13 protein-coding genes are annotated in these 14,763 nt (G+C 74.0%); 7 read left to right on the top strand and 6 right to left on the bottom strand.

Annotated elements, in window-relative coordinates:
• Window positions 1-35: 35 nt before the first annotated feature.
• The 3 genes from ACWCQ1_RS27930 (at window position 36) to ACWCQ1_RS27920 (ending at window position 3,631) form a co-directional block, all read left to right on the top strand.
• Window positions 36-2,090, top strand: coding sequence for an aromatic amino acid lyase (locus ACWCQ1_RS27930; protein WP_451027626.1), 2,055 nt, complete (start codon window positions 36-38; stop codon window positions 2,088-2,090).
• Window positions 2,090-2,950: a MurR/RpiR family transcriptional regulator gene (locus tag ACWCQ1_RS27925; protein ID WP_133045954.1), complete on the top strand. Its 861-nt coding sequence runs from the start codon at window positions 2,090-2,092 to the stop codon at window positions 2,948-2,950. Before ACWCQ1_RS27930 ends, ACWCQ1_RS27925 begins: the two co-directional genes overlap by 1 nt.
• A 96-nt stretch (window positions 2,951-3,046) precedes the next feature.
• Window positions 3,047-3,631 carry a hypothetical protein gene (locus tag ACWCQ1_RS27920; protein ID WP_451027625.1) on the top strand — a complete coding sequence of 195 codons (585 nt, stop codon included), beginning with the start codon at window positions 3,047-3,049 and terminating at the stop codon, window positions 3,629-3,631.
• A 19-nt stretch (window positions 3,632-3,650) separates the two neighbouring features.
• Here the strand turns inward: ACWCQ1_RS27920 and ACWCQ1_RS27915 are convergent, their stop codons facing one another.
• The 5 genes from ACWCQ1_RS27915 to ACWCQ1_RS27895 form a co-directional block, all read right to left on the bottom strand.
• A complete protein-coding gene (locus ACWCQ1_RS27915) occupies window positions 3,651-4,025 on the bottom strand; it encodes a roadblock/LC7 domain-containing protein (protein WP_133045956.1) in 375 nt (124 codons plus the stop codon).
• Window positions 4,026-4,079: 54 nt separating this feature from the next.
• The gene (locus ACWCQ1_RS27910) at window positions 4,080-4,580 is read right to left on the bottom strand and encodes a roadblock/LC7 domain-containing protein (protein ID WP_358592807.1); all 501 of its coding nucleotides are present in this window, start codon (window positions 4,578-4,580) and stop codon (window positions 4,080-4,082) included.
• A gap of 13 nt (window positions 4,581-4,593) precedes the next feature.
• A complete protein-coding gene (locus ACWCQ1_RS27905) occupies window positions 4,594-5,574 on the bottom strand; it encodes a transcriptional regulator (RefSeq protein WP_358592809.1) in 981 nt (326 codons plus the stop codon).
• Entirely contained in the window at window positions 5,571-5,978 is a 408-nt protein-coding gene (locus tag ACWCQ1_RS27900; protein WP_133045959.1) for a hypothetical protein, read from the bottom strand. The genes ACWCQ1_RS27905 and ACWCQ1_RS27900 overlap by 4 nt, the downstream gene beginning before the upstream one ends.
• Before the next feature lie 169 nt (window positions 5,979-6,147).
• On the bottom strand, window positions 6,148-7,518 hold the full coding sequence (locus tag ACWCQ1_RS27895; RefSeq protein ID WP_451027624.1) for a diaminopimelate decarboxylase: 1,371 nt from the start codon (window positions 7,516-7,518) through the stop codon (window positions 6,148-6,150).
• 163 nt (window positions 7,519-7,681) lie between these two features.
• Here ACWCQ1_RS27895 and hutU point away from each other — a divergent pair, with 163 nt between their 5' ends.
• Genes hutU through hutI form a run of 4 tightly spaced genes read left to right on the top strand, consistent with a single transcriptional unit; the run spans window position 7,682 to window position 13,126 of the window.
• Complete coding sequence (gene hutU / locus ACWCQ1_RS27890) at window positions 7,682-9,346, top strand: urocanate hydratase (protein WP_133045961.1); 1,665 nt, start codon at window positions 7,682-7,684, stop codon at window positions 9,344-9,346.
• Window positions 9,347-9,387: 41 nt separating this feature from the next.
• Complete coding sequence (locus ACWCQ1_RS27885) at window positions 9,388-10,590, top strand: allantoate amidohydrolase (protein WP_451027660.1); 1,203 nt, start codon at window positions 9,388-9,390, stop codon at window positions 10,588-10,590.
• A complete protein-coding gene (locus ACWCQ1_RS27880) occupies window positions 10,581-11,921 on the top strand; it encodes a formimidoylglutamate deiminase (protein ID WP_358592922.1) in 1,341 nt (446 codons plus the stop codon). Before ACWCQ1_RS27885 ends, ACWCQ1_RS27880 begins: the two co-directional genes overlap by 10 nt.
• Before the next feature lie 20 nt (window positions 11,922-11,941).
• Complete coding sequence (gene hutI / locus ACWCQ1_RS27875; protein ID WP_133045963.1) at window positions 11,942-13,126, top strand: imidazolonepropionase; 1,185 nt, start codon at window positions 11,942-11,944, stop codon at window positions 13,124-13,126.
• On the opposite strand, the gene ACWCQ1_RS27870 is transcribed toward hutI, so the two are convergent.
• Complete coding sequence (locus tag ACWCQ1_RS27870; RefSeq protein ID WP_451027623.1) at window positions 13,127-14,656, bottom strand: ricin-type beta-trefoil lectin domain protein; 1,530 nt, start codon at window positions 14,654-14,656, stop codon at window positions 13,127-13,129. It lies immediately after the preceding gene.
• Between the last annotated feature and the right edge of the window lie 107 nt (window positions 14,657-14,763).

Here is a 14,763-nt window from a genome sequence, read left to right as displayed (position 1 = left end):
TTGGGAAGGATTTGGGCTTGATGTCGTCTCGGATCGTGGACACTTCGGAAGCTGTGCACACGGGGCTCGTGGTCCTCGACGGGATTGGGCTGGGCGTCGCGGACGTCGTGCGCCTCGCCGACGGCACGGCGCGGCCGGTGCCCGGGACCGACGCGATGAAGCGGGTGACCGAGTCCTGGGACGCGGCCCGGCAGATCGCCGCGACCGGTCGCGTCTACGGCCGCTCGACCGGCGTCGGCGCCAACCGGAACGAGGACGTGCCCACCGAGGCGGCCGCCGAACACGGTCTGAGGCTGCTGCGCAGCCACGCCGGCGCGATCGGCGACGAACTGCCCTCCCGGCAGGTGCGCGCCATGCTCGCGGTACGGGCCAACCAGCTCCTCGCCGGCGGGGCGGGCCTGCGGCCGACGGTGGTGACGGCTCTGTGCGAGGCGCTGGAGAACGGCGTCCACCCGGTCGTCAACGAGTTCGGCTCGGTCGGCACCGGCGACATCGCGGCCCTGGCCCAGGTCGGACTGGCGCTCGCGGGAGAGCATCCGTGGCGGGAGCCGGGCGCCCCCGGGGCGGGGGCGGCCGGCATTCCGGGGTCAGGTGCGACCGGAGCTCCGGGTTCCGGTGCGGTTGGCTTTCCCGGGTCGGGTGCGGTTGGCGTTCCGGGGTCGGCTGCGGCCGGTGCTCCGGGGCCGGGTGCGGTTGGCGTTCCGGGGTTGGGTGCGGCTGGCATTCCGGGGTCCGGCGCGGCCGGCGTTCCGGGGTCAGGTGCGATGGGAGCTTCGGGGTCGGGTGCGGTTGGCGTTCCAGGGTCCGGTGCGGCTGGCAACCCGGGGTCGGCTGCGACCGGAGCTTCGGGGTCCGGTGTGGCCGATATTCCGGGTTCAGGCGCGGCTGGCTTTCCCGGGTCCGGCGCGGCCGGCGTTCCGGGGTCAGGTGCGATGGGAGCTTCGGGGTCGGGTGCGGCCGACCTTCCGGGGTCGGCTGCGATCGGTGCTCCGGGGGCCGGTGCGGCCGGCACCCCCGGGTCCGGCGCGGCCGGTGCTCCGGGGTCCGGTGCGGGCGGCTCTCCGGGGTCCGGCGCCACCGCCGCTCCGGCTGTCGCTTCCGTTGCCGGTGTGGGTGGGGCTCCCGAGGCTCAACCGCTCGACAACAACGACGCGTTGGCCTTCATCAGCAGTAACGCCCTCACCCTCGGGCAGTCGGCGCTCGCCCTGTACGAGCTGCGCGGGCTGGTCGAGGCGACCCAGGTCGTCGCCGCGCTGTCGCTGCTCGCCGTCGACGGCTCGCACGAGGCGTACGCCGCCCCCGTGCACGCCGCCCGCCCGCACCGGGGGAGCGCCCGGGTCGCCGCGCGGATGCGGGAGCTGATCGGCGCCGCCGACCGGCCCACCCCGCCGCTCGGCCGGATCCAGGACCCCTACGGTTTCCGCTGCCTGCCGCAGATCCACGGCCCGGCGCACGACGCCGCCGACGCCCTGGAGGAGGTGCTGGCGATAGAGATCAACGCGGCGGCCGAGAACCCCCTCATCTCACCCGAGGACATGGCCGCCTACCACCACGGTGGCTTCTACCAGGCCCAGCTCGCCCTCGCCCTGGACCACTTCCGGCTGGCCCTGACCCAGGTGGCCCGGCTGTCCACCTCCCGGCTGTCCACCCTCAACGAGCCCGCCTACACCCGGCTGCGCCCGTTCCTCGCCGACCACGAGCCGGCCTCCTCCGGTGTGATGATCCTCGAGTACGCCGCCGGGGCCGCCCTCGGCGAACTGCGCGCGTTCTCCGCTCCCGCCTCGCTCGGGCACGCTGTACTCTCCCGGGGCGTCGAGGAACAGGCCAGCTTCGCCTCGCTCGCCGCACGTCAGACCGGGCGCGCCTGCCGCGCGTACCGGCTCGTCGTCGGCTGCGAACTCGTCGCCGCCGTACGGGCGCTGCGCCAGCGCGACCTCAGGCCCGAGCCGGACCTTCCGGTCGGCCGAGCGTTCCGGCTCGCGGAGTCCGTACTGCAGGAGGACCAGGCCGACCGGCCGCTCACGGACGACGTGACGGCGGCGGCCGCACTGCTCGACCGGTTCACGGAGATCTGGAGGGGGAGCGAGTGATGGGCGTGGAGAGGGAGACGGGTGTGACGGACAGTCCCGCAGGGCGGCTGCAGGCGCTCTTCGAGGGGCACCGTCTGACGCCGACCCAGCGGCGCATCGCGCACAGCATGGTGCGGCGGGCGGCCGACGTGCCGTTCCTGTCCAGCGTGGAGCTGGCCGAGCTGGCCGGGGTCAGCCAGCCGTCCGTGACGCGTTTCGCCGTCGCCCTCGGCTTCGACGGCTACCCGGCCCTGCGCAAGCATCTGCGCGAGGTCGCGCCCGCCGAGCCGACGGACCGGCCCGGTTCCTACAACGAGTACCAGCAGGCCGTCGAGGCCGAGATCGAGAACCTGCGGAACCTCGCCGAACTGCTCGCCGACCCGCGGCCCGTGCAGCGGGCCGGGCGCCTGCTGGCCGCCTCGCGTCCCCTCCCCGTCCTCGGCCTGCGCGCCGCTGCCTCCCAGGCCTACGGCTTCGCGTACTTCGCCGCCAAGGTCCACCCGGACGTCCGGCTGCTCAACGAGGGCGGCACGATGATCCAGGACCGCATCGAGGCCGCCGTGCTGGCCGGTGCGAGCGCCCTGCTCTGCTTCGCGCTGCCCCGGCATCCGCGCGAGGTGGTCGACACCCTCGCCTTCGCCAAGGAGGCCGGGCTGACGGTGGTGACCGTGGCCGACTCCGCCTTCGCGCCGGTCGCCAAGGTCTCCGACCTCCTGCTGCCCGCCGCCGTCGGCACCGGCCTCGCGTTCGACACCGCCTGCGCGCCCATGCTGCTCGGCCGGGTCCTGCTGGAGGCCATGTGCGACGACCTGCCCGACGCCCAGTCCCGCCTGGAGGAGTTCGACGCCAGGGCGGCGGCGCGCGGGCTGTTCGTGGAGTAGGAGCGCGCTTTCGGAGTCGTCTTTTCAGAGTCGTCTCACATTCGCTCGTTAGCCTTCGCCCCACAGGACTGTGCCAGGACGAAGAGGAGGCGGAACGTGGCACGCGGAGGTCTGGGACTGGCTCGGGTGGCTGTCGTCGTACGCGCCGGAGCCGCGCCGCTGTGGTGGGCCGGGGTGTTCGCGGCCGGTGTCGGGGTGCTGGTGCCGGGCGTCACGGGGCGGCGGATCGGGGTGATGGCCGGGGCGGCGCTGTTCCTCGTCGCGGCGGCCCTGGTGTCGTACACCCGCCGCAGGCGCTACGCGGCCCTCGCCCGCTCGGCGGTCCGCGCCGGCAAGCACGACGTGCTGCAGGACCGGGCGGTGAGTGTGCGCACCTGGCGGCGCGGGCACCGCTGGTGGCTGCTGCTGGCGTTCGTGGTGGCGCTGGCCGCCTCGTTCGTCGTGCCGGCCGCGGGCGGCATGCTGCTCGCCGGGGCCGGTACCGGGCTGCGGCTGAAGGCGGCCTGGCTGGGGCGGCTCGAGCGGGCCGAGGACGCGCTGCTGTGGGTCCGGGTCGACTGGCTCGCCGGCAACGGCGGCCGCCCGGCCGGCAAGGCGGTCAAGGCCTACCGCAGCACGGGCATCGCGGCCGGCGACGCGGCCCCGGGCGGGGCGCGTCGCCGTACCGCGGCGCTCGTCTAGCCGGAGGGGCGGGGGAGGGTCAGACCTCCAGTTCCTCCTCGATCTTCCGCAGCTGGTGGCGGGCCATCGCCAGGTTGGCCCGCTTGCCGTCGAGCACCAGATAGATGAACAGGCCGTTGCCGCCCCGGCCGCTGATCAGACGGATCAGGTGGTACTGGTCGGACAGCGTGATCAGGATGTCCTCGATCTGGCCCTTCAGGCCCAGGTGCTCCATCGTGCGCATCTTGGCGCGGACGACGTCGGTGTTGCCGGCGGCGGCCACGTTCAGGTCGAAGGTCTTGCCGCCGCCCAGCGTGCCGAGCGCCATGCCGCTGGTGTAGTCGACGAGCGCGACGCCGGTCGCGCCCTCGATGGAGGCGAGGCACTCTTTCAGCGTGGTCTCGGTGTTGGCCATGGTTGTGATTCCTCGTTCCCTTGTCTTCTCGACTGTGTCGACCGTGCGGGTCGACTATTCGGTGGTGCGCGCGTTGGTCGTCGTGCGTGCCGCGCGCGGGGTTCTGGTTCGTGCGGCCGCCGTCCTGGCGGCCGGTTTGGCCGGCTGCTTGGCCGGTGCGGCCCGGTTCGCCGCCGCCGTACGGCTGTCGAGGAGCTCGGCGACCCGGGCGGCCGACCGGCGCCCCTCCAGCAGCAGCCGGCCCACGTTCACCCGGTCCTGGGCGAGCAGGGTCAGTACGGCCGTGGGGGCGCCGCCCGCCGCGAAGGTCGCCGCGTAGCCGTACACGCCGCGCACCAGCAGCTCGCGGAACTCCCCCTGGCCCGTGGCGTCCGCGAGCTCGGAGGCGGCCGCGTGCGCCTGAACCGTGAGCGCGGCCGTGGCCCTGGGGTCGACGCCCGGGGTGTCCTGGGCGAGGACGGCTCCGTCGGGGCCGGTCGCGAGCGCGCCGGTGAGCTGCGGGACCCGGGCCCTCAGCCGGCGCAGCTCGTCCAGGATGTGGGGGTCGGCGGCCATCCGGTGACTCCTCTCAAAGGGCCTCCAGCGCATCTCTGAGCCTCTTCAGCAAGGTGATGTGGGGATCGGGCGGCAGCGGTTCGGCGGGGACGGGCGGTGCGTAGCCGTCCGCCCCGGCCGGGTCCGGCCGCGGCGGCTGCCCACGGCCCTGCGGTGACCGGCCCCGGCCGGGCAGTTGGGCGTGGACCGTCGGGGGCTGGTCGGGGGGTGGCGGTGGCTGCCCGCGGTCCGAGGCGTCGCGGGTGCCGCCCGGCGGTGGCTGGACACGGGCCGGGGCGGCGGTGGTCACGACCCCGGCCGCCGTCAGCCGCCGTACGTCCACCAGGGTGTGGAAGGCCAGGTGGCCCAGCGTGCGCGCTATGTCCGTGGCCGTGCGGACGCCGTCGACCAGCTCCAGGACCGCGAGCTGACGGCGGGTGAGCGCGGGCGTGCCCGGCAGGTGCGTCCGGGCCAGCGGGATGCCGTCCATGCCGGGGTGCGGCCAGATGCGGTGCAGGACGTCACGGCGGCGCAGCGTCTCGCGCTCCAGCGCCTCCACCGGCACCGGGCGGACGGAACCGAGCCAGTGGACGGGCCCGTAACGGAAGCGGGGCGGAGTGCTGCTCGGGGCCAGGACGAAGTACGCCGCGTCGTACAGCGCCGCCAGATGGCACAACTCCAGGGCGCCGAGCGGGAGATGCCCGGCGTCGACCAGATGGCGGCCGACGCGGTGGTGGTCGGCGGCCTCGTTGACCGCCTGGTGCCAGGCCTCCGGGGCGAGCGTGCCGTGCGCGGTGAGCAGGGCGCCGAGTCCGGGCGCGTGCCGGCTCTCGGCCTGGACGACCAGGCCCTCGGCGAGGTGCAGCGTGCCGTGCTCGCGGACCAGGACGCCGGTGGCCCGCTCGGCGGCGAGCCGGGTCAGCATCGGCGAGACCCCGCCCCAGCCCCGGGCGCGGGCGGCCGCCTTGTCCCGCACGGGCAGCCGCGGGGGTTCGGTGGTCCGGACGACCGTCATGCCAGCACCAGCCGTTCCGCCATCTCGCCCAGCCGGATGCGGGCCAGCGCCAGATTGCCCTCCGCGCGCGCCAGCCACAGATGCAGAAAGACGCTGCCGTCGAAGGACGAGCCCACGAACCTGAGCAGGTGATAGCTGTCCCGGTTGCTGACGATGAGGTCCTCCACCGGCAGCTCCGTGTCGGCCGCCGCCGGTGCCTCCGGATCGTCGTCCGGCGCGAAGGCGTGCTGCTCGGCGGCCAGCCGGGCGATCTCGGCGGCCTCCGCCGCGGCCGTCTCCTGGTCACCGCCCGGGGACTCGCCCACGGTGCCCAGGGCCAGCCCGCTCGTCCAGTCGATCAGCGCGGCGCCTCGGGCACCGGGCAGTCGCATGGCTTCCAGCAGACACTCGTCGATTCCGGGCACCGCGGTTCCCCTCCCGCCTGGGGTTCGGCTGAGTGACGCCGAAACTACGCAACGTGTGCGCGACGGGTGAGGGATCGGGCATTTTCCGGTGGAACATGCTGCGGGCCGCTAAGGTAGGTCAACTGACCCTGTTTTCACACGGGTTGACCTGCATGTCCGCCGTACCGTTTCAACGGCGGCCGGGGGCGCGCAGGGTGGTGAGCGCGCGGGCGTGCGCCCCTCCCGCCTCGGCGACGATCTCGGCCGGGGTCTGCGCCTCGCGCACGACCGCGAAACCGATGCCCCCGGACCCGTCCGGAGCGAAGCCGTGAATGGCGGGCCGGGCGAGGGAGTTGTACGCGTAGTGGTGCGCGAAGTAGTACGCGCCCGTGTCCAGCGCCGCCGCGTAGTCCCCCTGCTCCAGCAGCGGCAGCGCCCGCCCCTCGGCCAGCAGGTCGCCAGCGAAGCACGCCGGTCCGGCGATGTCCTGCACCACGTGCGGCCCCTCCTTCGGCCGCCCCTTGGCGTCGTAGGCGGCGATCCGCAGCGGCCACGACCCCGGTACGTACACCGTCCGCGTCGCCACCTGCACGCCCGCGTGCGTCACCGCGACCGGCCGCCCGCCCGCGCTCTTGGCGTACTCGACGCGGGCCACCACCGTCCCGTGCTTGGCCAGCAGCGACCGTCCGAACTCGGTCACCAGCCCGTACCGTCCGTCGAACAGCCCGGGCACCGTCTCGTCCAGCAGTCGCGCGTACTGGGCGTACGTCGGCGTCGCCGCGTCCGAGCCGAAGTCGACCGGCAGTCCGCCGCCGATGTCCAGGGTGTCGATCTGCCGCCGTCCGAGCCGCCGGTTGATCTCCTCCGCGAGCGCGTACACCTCGCCCACGCCCTGCGCCATCAGCGACAGCGGGATGCCCTGGGAGCCGGTGTGCGCGTGCAGCCGCGTCAGCCACGGCCGCTCGGCGTACGCCCGCACCACCCACTCCCGCGCCCCCTCGTCGCGCAGCGCCACCCCGAACTTCGAGGTCGCCGTCGCGGTCGAGGTCGCCGCGATCGACCCGCCGCCGACCTGCGGGTTCACCCGGATCCCGAGCGGGGAACGGCTGTCGGCCGACCGCATGAGGGCGTCGATGCGGCCGAGCTCCTGCGGGTTGTCGGCGTTGACGGCGATCCCCAGCGCCAGCGCCTCGCGCAGCTCGGCCGGCGTCTTCGCGGGCGAGTCCAGGACCGTACGGCTCGGCGGCACTCCCGCGGCCCGCGCCAGCGCCAGTTCGCCCGGGCTCGCCACCTCGGCGCCCAGGCCCTCCTCGTGCAGCAGCCGCAGCACCGGCACCAGCGGGGTCGCCTTCACCGCGAAGGCGTGCAGCACGGGTGTGCCGGGCGCCACGACCGCGTCGAACGCCGCCCGCAGCTGCGCGGCCGACTCCCGGATGCCCTCGACGTCCAGCAGGCCGACGATGGGAGCGTCCGGCCCGAGCAGCCCCTGCTCCACGGCGGCCCGCACCGCCTCGTCCCGCCGCGCCGCACGCCCGGCCCCGACTCCGTCCCTGTCCTCCACACCGTCCCCCGTTCTCCGCCGTCCTCGTCCGTGTGGTCCCAGCCAAACACCTCCGGTGGGCCGATGCTGGCCCACGGATGTATTGACTAGTTCTATTCAGGGCGTCAGGATGTGAATAACCGCAGTAACAGTTCACTGGGAGCAATCCGCTAGGAGGCAGACCATGTCAGGACCCCGCCCCGTACGAGCGCCGCGCGGTACGGAACTGAGCGCCCTGGGATGGCAGCAGGAGGCCGCCCTGCGGATGCTGCAGAACAACCTCGACCCCGAGGTCGCCGAGCACCCCGACAAGCTCGTCGTCTACGGCGGCACCGGCAAGGCCGCCCGCGACTGGCGCTCCTTCGACGCCATGGTCCGCACCCTGCGCACCCTCAAGCAGGACGAGACCATGCTGGTCCAGTCCGGCCGCCCGGTCGGCGTGATGCAGACCCACGAGTGGGCCCCGCGCGTCCTCATCGCCAACTCCAACCTGGTCGGCGACTGGGCCAACTGGGAGGAGTTCCGCCGCCTGGAGGCCCTCGGCCTGACCATGTACGGCCAGATGACCGCCGGTTCCTGGATCTACATCGGCACCCAGGGCATCCTCCAGGGCACCTACGAGACCTTCGCCGCCGTCGCCGCGAAGAAGTTCGGCGGCACCCTCGCCGGGACCATCACCCTCACGGCCGGCCTCGGCGGCATGGGCGGCGCCCAGCCCCTCGCGGTCACCATGAACGACGGCGTCGCCATCTGCATCGACTGCGACCCGCGCGCCATCGACCGCCGCATCGAGCACCGCTACCTCGACGTGAAGGCCGACAGCCTGGAGCACGCCCTCCAGCTGGCCACCGAGGCCCGTGACGCCCGCCGCCCGCTCTCCATCGGCCTGCTGGGCAACGCGGCCGAGCTGCTGCCGCGGATGCTCGCCGAGGGCGCCCCGATCGACATCGTCACCGACCAGACCTCCGCGCACGACCCGCTGTCGTACCTGCCGACCGGCATCGCTTTCGAGGACATGGCCGACGCCGCCGCCAAGGACCCGGCCGGCTTCACGACCCGAGCCCGCGAGTCCATGGCCCGGCACGTCGAGGCCATGGTCGGCTTCATGGACGCCGGCGCCGAGGTCTTCGACTACGGCAACTCCATCCGTGGCGAGGCCCAACTCGCCGGATACGAGCGCGCGTTCGCCTTCCCGGGCTTCGTCCCGGCCTACATCCGCCCGCTGTTCTGCGAGGGCAAGGGCCCCTTCCGCTGGGCCGCGCTGTCCGGCGACCCGGCCGACATCGCCAAGACCGACAAGGCGATCCTGGACCTCTTCCCGGAGAACGAGTCCCTCGCCCGCTGGATCAAGATGGCCGAGGAGCGGGTCCACTTCCAGGGCCTGCCCGCGCGCATCTGCTGGCTCGGCTACGGCGAGCGGGACAAGGCGGGCGAGCGGTTCAACGACATGGTGGCCTCGGGCGAGCTGGCGGCTCCGCTGGCGATCGGGCGCGACCACCTCGACTGCGGCTCCGTCGCCTCCCCCTACCGGGAGACCGAGGCCATGCTCGACGGCTCCGACGCGATCGCCGACTGGCCGCTGCTGAACGCCATGGTCAACGTGGCCTCGGGTGCGTCCTGGGTCTCCATCCACCACGGCGGCGGCGTCGGCATGGGCCGCTCCATCCACGCCGGCCAGGTGACGGTGGCCGACGGCACGAAGCTCGGCGGCGAGAAGATCCGCCGCGTGCTGACCAACGACCCCGGCATGGGCGTCATCCGGCACGTCGACGCGGGCTACGACATCGCCGAGACGGTGGCGGACGAGCGGGGCGTGCGAGTGCCGATGCGCGAGGGTGACGACGCGTGACGCAGAGCTCCGCCGGCGGCAGCGCACCCTCCTTCCAGGAGATGTGGCGCGAGCTGCTTCCCATCGGGCGGCACCCCGAGTCCCGCGGCTACCGGCGGTTCGCCTGGAGCGGGGCGGACCTCGAGTGCCGGGAGTGGTTCAGGGCGCAGGTTGAGGCGCGCGGGCTGACGTACGAGGTCGACCGGAACGGGAACCAGTGGGCCTGGCTCGGTGACCCCACCGCGGGGGACGCCGTCGTCACCGGTTCCCATCTGGACTCCGTGCCCGACGGGGGTGCCTTCGACGGGCCTCTCGGGGTCGTGTCCTCCCTCGCCGCCCTGGACGAACTCCGCCGCAGGGGAGTGGAGTTCACCAGGCCCCTCGCTGTCGTCAACTTCGGTGACGAGGAGGGCGCCCGGTTCGGGCTGGCCTGCGTCGGGTCCCGGCTCACCGCCGGGGAGCTCACCGTCGAACAGGCGCATCGGCTGACCGACGGGGACGGCATCAGCCTTCCCCGGGCCATGGAGGCCGCCGGGTACGACCCGGAGGCCATCGGTGCCGACCCCGAGCGGCTCGGCCGCATCGGCGCGTTCGTCGAGCTGCACGTCGAGCAGGGCCGCGCGCTGGACCTGTCCGGCGACCGCGTCGGCATCGCCAGCGCCATCTGGCCGCACGGACGCTGGCGGTTCGACTTCCGGGGCGAGGCCAACCACGCCGGCACGACACGGCTGGTGGACCGGCGCGACCCGATGCTGTCGTACGCCGAGACCGTACTCGCCGCCCGGCGCGAGGCCGAACTCGCCGGTGCCGTCGCCACCTTCGGCAAGATCGCGGTCGAGCCGAACGGCGTCAACGCCATCCCCTCCCTGGTGCGCGGCTGGCTCGACTCCCGGGCCGAGGACCAGGCCACCCTCGACACCGTCGTCGGCGGCATCGAGAAGGCCGCCCGCTCCTACGCCGAGGCGCACGGCATCGACCTCGACGTCGTCCGGGAGTCCTTCACGCCCGTCGTCGAGTTCGACCACGCGCTGCGCGACGAACTCGCCCGGATCCTCGGCAGGGACACGGACCTGAGGGTGCCCGTCCTGGGTACCGGTGCCGGACACGACGCCGGGATCCTCTCCGGGCGCATCCCCACCGCCATGCTGTTCGTGCGCAACCCCACCGGTGTCTCGCACTCCCCGGCCGAGTACGCGGCCGAGGACGACTGCGTGGCCGGGGTGCTCGCACTCGCCGACGTACTGGAAGGACTGGCCTGCACGTGACGCAGACGTACTGGCTGGAGCACGCCTGGCTCGACACCCACGTCGAGCCGGGCGTCGCCCTCGGCATCGACAGCGGCCGCATCACCACCGTCCGCACGGACGTCCCGAGTCCGCCCCCCGGAGCCGAGATCCTGCGCGGACTGACCCTCCCGGGCCTCGCCAACGCCCACTCGCACGCCTTCCACCGCGCCCTGCGCGGCACCGTCCAGGTCGGCTCCGGCACCTTCTGGACCTGGCGCGAGGTCATGTACTCCGTCGCCGACCGGCTGACCCCGGAGACCTACCACGCCCTCGCGCGCGCCGTGTACGCCGAGATGGCCCTGGCCGGCATCACCGCCGTCGGCGAGTTCCACTACGTGCACCACGCCCCCGGCGGCACCCCCTACGCCGACCCCAACGCGATGGGCGAGGCGCTCGTCGCGGCCGCCGCCGAGGCCGGCATCCGCATCACCCTCCTCGACACCGCCTACCTCTCCTCCGGCTTCGGCGAGGCGCCCAACACGCACCAGCTGCGCTTCTCCGACGGCCATGCGGAGGCCTGGGCCGAACGCTGTTCACTTCTCAAGGAACGGGATCACGCACGGATCGGGGCCGCCGTCCACTCCGTACGGGCCGTGCCCGCCGGGCAGTTGGCGACGGTGGCGCGCTGGGCCGAGGAGCGGCGGGCACCGCTCCATGTGCACCTGTCCGAGCAGACCGCCGAGAACGACGCCTGCCAGGCCGCCCACGGCTGCACACCCACCCGGCTGCTCGCCGACCACGGTGTCCTCGGCCCGCGAACCACCGGTGTCCACAACACCCACCTCACCGACGAGGACATCGCCCTGATCGGTGGCAGCGGCACCGGCACCTGCATGTGCCCGACCACCGAGCGGGACCTCGCCGACGGCATCGGCCCGGCCGTGGCACTGCAGAAGCAGGGCTCCCCGCTCTCCCTCGGCTCCGACAGCCACGCCGTCGTCGACCTGCTCGAAGAGGCACGCGCGATGGAGCTGAACGAGCGCCTGCGCACCCGCGCCCGCGGCCACTGGACGGCGGCGGCCCTGCTGCGCGCCGCCTCCGCCGACGGTCACGCGGCCCTCGGCTGGGACGAGGCGGGCACCATCGAGGAGGGCGCGCTCGCCGACCTCACGACGATCGCGCTGGACTCGGTCAGGACGGCGGGCCCGCTGCCCAGGCTCGGCGCCGAGACGGCCGTATTCGCGGCGACGGCAGCGGACGTACGGCACACGATCGTGGGCGGACGGCATGTCGTACGCGACGGGGCGCACACGCTCGTACCGGATGTGCCGCACGCCCTCGCGCGGGCGGTCGAAGCCCTCCGCGCCTGACGACCACCCACGAGGACGCCATGAGCAGCACTGTCATCACCAACATCGCCACGCTCGTCACCAACTCCCCCTCCCTGGGCGACGGTTCCCCCCTCGGTCTGGTCCAGGACGCGGCCGTCGTCATCGAGGGCGACCGGGTCGTGTGGACCGGTGAGTCAAGCAAAGCACCCGCCACTGACAATCGGGTCGACGCCGGCGGCCGGGCGGTGATCCCGGGCTTCGTGGACTCGCACTCCCACCTGGTCTTCGCGGGCGACCGCACCCAGGAGTTCAACGCCCGCATGTCCGGCCGGAGCTACACCGCCGGCGGCATCCGCACCACCGTCGCCGCCACCCGGGCCGCCACGGACGAGGAGCTGGAAGCCAACCTCACCCGCTACCTCGCCGAGGCCCTCCGCCAGGGCACCACCACCTTCGAGACCAAGTCCGGCTACGGCCTGACCGTCGCCGACGAGGCCCGTGCCCTGCGCATCGCCGCCGCGCACACCGACGAGGTCACCTATCTCGGCGCCCACATCGTCTCCCCGGACTTCGCCGACGACCCGGCCGCCTATGTCGCCCTGGTCACCGGCGAGATGCTGGACGCCTGCGCCCCGTACGCCCGTTGGATCGACGTCTTCTGCGAGAAGGGCGCCTTCGACGGCGACCAGGCCCGCGCCATCCTCACCGCGGGCAGGGCGAGGGGCCTGACCCCGCGCATCCACGCCAACCAGCTCTCCCACGGCCCCGGCGTCCAGCTCGCCGTCGAACTGGACGCGGCCAGCGCCGACCACTGCACCCACCTCACCGACGCGGACGTGGACGCCCTGGCGAACGGCGACACGGTGGCCACGCTGCTGCCCGGCGCCGAGTTCTCCACGCGCGCCGAGTGGCCGGACGCCCGGCGTCTGCTGGACGCGGGCGTCACGGTCGCCCTCTCCACCGACTGCAACCCGGGCTCGTCCTTCACCTCGTCCGTGCCGTTCTGTGTCGCCCTCGCCGTACGGGACATGGGCATGACCCCCGACGAGGCCGTCTGGTCGGCCACGGCGGGCGGCGCGGCGGCCCTGCGCCGGGACGACATCGGCCGGCTGGCCCCCGGCGCCCGGGCGGACCTGCTCGTCCTCGACGCCCCGAGCCACGTCCACCTGGCCTACCGCCCGGGCGTGCCGCTGGTCGGCGAGGTGTGGCGCGAGGGCGTCCGGCGGTACTCCCGGCCGGACTGATCAGGACGCCCCCGCCCGCCACCGCTGCCCCGCGCCCCCGTTCAGCGGTTCCAGGGACACCCCGTCCCCGCCGGCCGGGGTGAGGCCCGTCTCGATGGCGATGGCCGGGCGGATCACGCCGTCGGAGTCGACGGTGAAGCGGAGGTTGTCGCCGTGGTCGCCGTCGGCCGAGTCGCACTCCCAGATGCCGAGGCCCTTGTCCACGTCGCCCCGGCTGTCCAGGCAGAAGCCGGAGTCGGCGTACGACTGCACCACCCCGCGGGCGGTGTCGACCCGCCAGCGCTGGGTGGCGGACCCGGAGCAGGGTGCCGTCACCACGTCGGTGCCGTTGGACAGATCACCGTCGAGGATGTCCAGGCAGCGGCCCGTGGAGACGTTCACGACCTGGGCGTAGCTGCCGTTCGGGGCGTGGGCGGGGGAGGAGGTCGGCCTCGGCGACCGGGGCGGCGCGGAACTCTTCGTGGGGGACGGGGACTTGGCGCCCGGCGAGGCCGACACCGACGGGGTCGTCGAGACCGTCGCCGTCACCGTGACCTGCGGCGCGGTCGTCGGGGTGCCCACCGCCCCCGCAGACTGCCGGGCGGGTGCCGGGGGCGAACCGCGGGTGAGCAGGAACACCAGCAGCGGCGCGAGGGCCACGCCCAGGGCGACCGAGGCCAGCAGGTAGCGCCGGGAGCGGGGCCAGGGAGGCGAGGCGGCGCGGCGGCCCGGGCGGCGGGGCGCGTCCTCGTCGGTCGCGTACGCCGTGCCCGCCCACGGCAGCAGCCCCTCCGCCAGCGCGGTGCGCGGGGAGTCGCGCAGCGCCGACAGCTCCTCGTGGGCGGCCGTGCAGTGGGCGCAGTGGGCCATGTGGGCGTGCAGGTCGGCGCTGTCGCGGGGGCTGTCCGGCCGTACCGACTCCTCGATCAGCCGGCGGAAGTCGGCGCACTGGGGGTCGTCGGAGGCCGCCAGCCGGGCGCGCAGACAGGTCTGGGCCAGCTGCTGGAGCGCCGGGTCGGTGCCGTAGGCGACGTCCTCGGGGGTGATGCCGAGGAACTCCGCCGTCGCGGCCGCCGGCTGCTCCTCCACCACGCCGTACCAGACCAGGCCCTGCGTCCGGGACGGCAGGCTCTGGAAGGCGGCCAGCATCGGCGGTACGGGCCCGCCGGGGCCCGCCGTGTTGAGGACCAGCAGCAGCCCGGCGTCCAGGCCGCCCGCCCGGTCGTCCATAGCCCAGGCCGCCGCCAGCCGGGAGGTCAGCAGCAGCAGTTGGTGGCGCCAGGGCCCGCCCGGGTCGATGCCGCGGGCCGTCTCCCGGGCGGCCAGGGTGAACGCCTGCGCCGCCAGCTGACGTGCCGCCGACTCGCTCGTGGTGCACAGCCGGGCGTAGCGCAGCACCCGCGGACGGTGCCGGGCGCGCAGCTCCTGCAGCGCCTGGAAGGCGCTCGCGGTGTCGGCGCGCAGCAGCTCGGTCAGCCGTGCGTCGGACGTCCCCGTATGAGCGCGTTCCCCGGTCTCGACATCCTTGTCGGTCCCGCCGGCCCGAGCCATCCACCGCCTCCTCGGCCCCTCGCCACACGTGGCCGGTCCTGACTAACCGGCCAGTTTGGGGGGTGACCATAGTGGCGGAAGGGAACCGCCGGAAAGGGGTTCCTGGG

It is taken from the genome of Streptomyces sp. NPDC002144 (assembly GCF_053593695.1).
Note: the sequence above shows the minus strand (reverse complement) of the source record. Positions and strands in the feature narration are given on the sequence as shown.

Bases quoted from the DNA above. Each gene is read 5' to 3' on its own strand.
- ACWCQ1_RS27915 (WP_133045956.1), bottom strand. From the start codon at position 4,025: ATGGCCAACACCGAGACCACGCTGAAAGAGTGCCTCGCCTCCATCGAG.
- hutI (WP_133045963.1), top strand. From the start codon at position 11,942: ATGAGCAGCACTGTCATCACCAACATCGCCACGCTCGTCACCAACTCC.
- ACWCQ1_RS27905 (WP_358592809.1), bottom strand. From the start codon at position 5,574: ATGACGGTCGTCCGGACCACCGAACCCCCGCGGCTGCCCGTGCGGGAC.
- hutU (WP_133045961.1), top strand. From the start codon at position 7,682: ATGTCAGGACCCCGCCCCGTACGAGCGCCGCGCGGTACGGAACTGAGC.
- ACWCQ1_RS27925 (WP_133045954.1), top strand. From the start codon at position 2,090: ATGGGCGTGGAGAGGGAGACGGGTGTGACGGACAGTCCCGCAGGGCGG.
- ACWCQ1_RS27885 (WP_451027660.1), top strand. From the start codon at position 9,388: ATGTGGCGCGAGCTGCTTCCCATCGGGCGGCACCCCGAGTCCCGCGGC.
- ACWCQ1_RS27870 (WP_451027623.1), bottom strand. From the start codon at position 14,656: ATGGCTCGGGCCGGCGGGACCGACAAGGATGTCGAGACCGGGGAACGC.
- ACWCQ1_RS27910 (WP_358592807.1), bottom strand. From the start codon at position 4,580: ATGGCCGCCGACCCCCACATCCTGGACGAGCTGCGCCGGCTGAGGGCC.